The organism is Mobiluncus sp., from assembly GCF_985070215.1.
In genome coordinates this window covers 1-2002 of sequence record NZ_CFKZQR010000084.1, presented here as the reverse complement: position 1 = coordinate 2002, position 2002 = coordinate 1, and the positions used below count along the sequence as shown (strand labels likewise).

The following is a 2002-nucleotide window of genomic DNA, read 5'->3' as shown; positions in this document are numbered from 1 at the left end:
GTCGGCAGGGATTTGCCTCACCCTGGTCACCGGACTAGTGATGGTTGGGTGGTTGGCCGGGCTGCTAGCCGCGTATCTGCCATTTTTGGGATTGCAGAGCAAACTGCATTCCGTGCAGGGTCAGCGCGGCAAAGCCTGGCCGAACCTGGTGGATAATCTGGTTTCCGGGGTGCGGGCCGGACTGAGTTTGGGTGAAACGCTTCTGGAAGTCGCCGCGCGAGCCCCAAAGTCGCTGCGGGTGCCTTTTGCCCATTTCGCGGCCGATTATCGGGCGGGCGGCAACCTCGATGCCTCCCTAAAAATCTTGAAGCATGAACTGGCCGATCCGGTAGGAGATCGTATCGTCGAAGCACTGCGTTTAGCTGCACAAGTGGGGGGCAACGACTTGGTAGTTCTGTTAGAGGATTTGGGTGCGATGCTCCGTGCGGAGGAACGAACTCGTGGGGAAGTGCTGGCACGCCAATCTTGGACCGTGACCGGGGCGCGGCTGGCTGCCGCTTCCCCGTGGATTATCTTGGCACTGCTGTTGAGTCGTCCGGGTACGTTAGAGGTGTATTCCACATCGGTCGGCTCCATGATTTTGCTGGTGGGGGCGTTAGTTTCGGCGCTGGCGTACATTTTGATGCTGCGGCTGGGACGCCTGGAAGTCAGTCCGCGCACGATGCGGGAGTAGACCGTGGAGAACTCTTTGACCTGGATTGTCGGCAGCCTCGCTATCATTGCTGGGAGTGGGCTTATCGGGGTATGTCTGGGGCCCTGGATTCGTCAAGGCTCCTTTCCGACTTGGCGAATCACTCCTTATGTTCAGGCCGACCTGACTGTGATGGCGGCTTCTCGCGGTGATGGATTGCCGGATGGCCCTTTTCTCCATAACGGCCTGACCAGGTTTCTCACGTTTATCAGCCCCTCCAAAGATTCTGTCGAGCGCAGGCTGCAACTGGCGGGTTTGCCCAGGGATGTGCGCGGATTTCGTCGCTCCCAGTTGCGATGGGCCCTGTCTCTGGGAGGCGTGGCGGTGGTCGTTAGCCTCCTGGGATTTTTGGGGAAAACCTTGCCGATTTTTGGGGCTTTCGTGATGTTGACCTGTTTTGTGTTGGCGGGATTGCTGATTCCCGATTATCGGCTTACGGGCGCGGCGCGGCGTCGCCAACTGCATTTGAATCAAGAACTGCCCGATGTCATCGAGCTGTTGGCGCTGGCGGTGGGAGCCGGAGAACCTCTCTATGGAGCTTTGCACCGGGTATCTGCCCGCTGCACCGATGTCGCCGGTCAGGAGTTGGAAAAAATCTTGGCTGCGGCTGATAACGGAGACTCTTTGGCTCCCAGTTTGACCGCAGCTCGAGCCCGCAACGATTCCGAAATCCTCGCGCACCTCATTGATGCCATTGTTTCCGCGTTGGAACGCGGTTCTCCCTTGGCGGGCGTGCTGCGTTCCCAAGTGGCGGATTCACGAGCGGTGGCGCGAACCCAGTTGCTCACGGAGGGTGGAAAGAAAGAAGTCCTCATGATGGTGCCGGTCGTGTTCTTAATTTTGCCGCTCACCGTGGTTTTCGCCCTCTATCCCGGGTTGGTAGCTCTCCAGCTGTAAATAGTCAAAATAACAATCGAAAGGAAAAACATGCAAAAACTCCGCGCTTTGCGAAATTTTGTATACACCCGCCTGCAGGCCGAAGACGGCGACGTTCCCGGCTGGGTGATGGTGACCCTGATGACCGCGGGGCTGGTGGTGGCCCTGTCGGCGGTAGCCTTGCCCGCTTTAACGAATCTGTTTAACGATGCCATAGCCCATGTCTCGGCTCTCTGAGTGCCGAGTATCCCGCAGTCGGCACTTGTGGCCGCGTTGGCAGGGGGAGTCCGGTTCGGAGCCGGCCAGTTTCGCTCTCGTCATGCCGCTGGTACTGATTCTGGTGCTGGGGTTGATGCAGCTGGCTTTGGCCCTGTGGGTGCACACGACTTTGATTGATGCGGCCGGGGCGGGGGCGCACGCGGCAGCGCTGTCGGG

4 protein-coding genes are annotated in these 2002 nt (G+C 59.0%); all 4 read left to right on the top strand.

Annotated features, from left to right (window positions below):
- Positions 1-673, top strand: a 673-nt coding sequence (locus tag AC5LBQ_RS09590) for a type II secretion system F family protein (RefSeq protein WP_493265333.1), incomplete at its 5' end; no start/stop codon positions are given.
- A gap of 3 nt (positions 674-676) precedes the next feature.
- Complete coding sequence (locus tag AC5LBQ_RS09585; RefSeq protein WP_282921929.1) at positions 677-1588, top strand: type II secretion system F family protein; 912 nt, start codon at positions 677-679, stop codon at positions 1586-1588.
- A 30-nt stretch (positions 1589-1618) separates the two neighbouring features.
- The gene (locus tag AC5LBQ_RS09580; protein WP_282921928.1) at positions 1619-1804 is read left to right on the top strand and encodes a hypothetical protein; all 186 of its coding nucleotides are present in this window, start codon (positions 1619-1621) and stop codon (positions 1802-1804) included.
- The coding region (locus tag AC5LBQ_RS09575) for a TadE family protein (RefSeq protein ID WP_493265332.1) at positions 1788-2002 on the top strand (215 nt) is incomplete at its 3' end. The genes AC5LBQ_RS09580 and AC5LBQ_RS09575, both read left to right, overlap by 17 nt.

Bases quoted from the DNA above. Each gene is read 5' to 3' on its own strand.
- AC5LBQ_RS09580 (WP_282921928.1), top strand. From the start codon at position 1,619: ATGCAAAAACTCCGCGCTTTGCGAAATTTTGTATACACCCGCCTGCAG.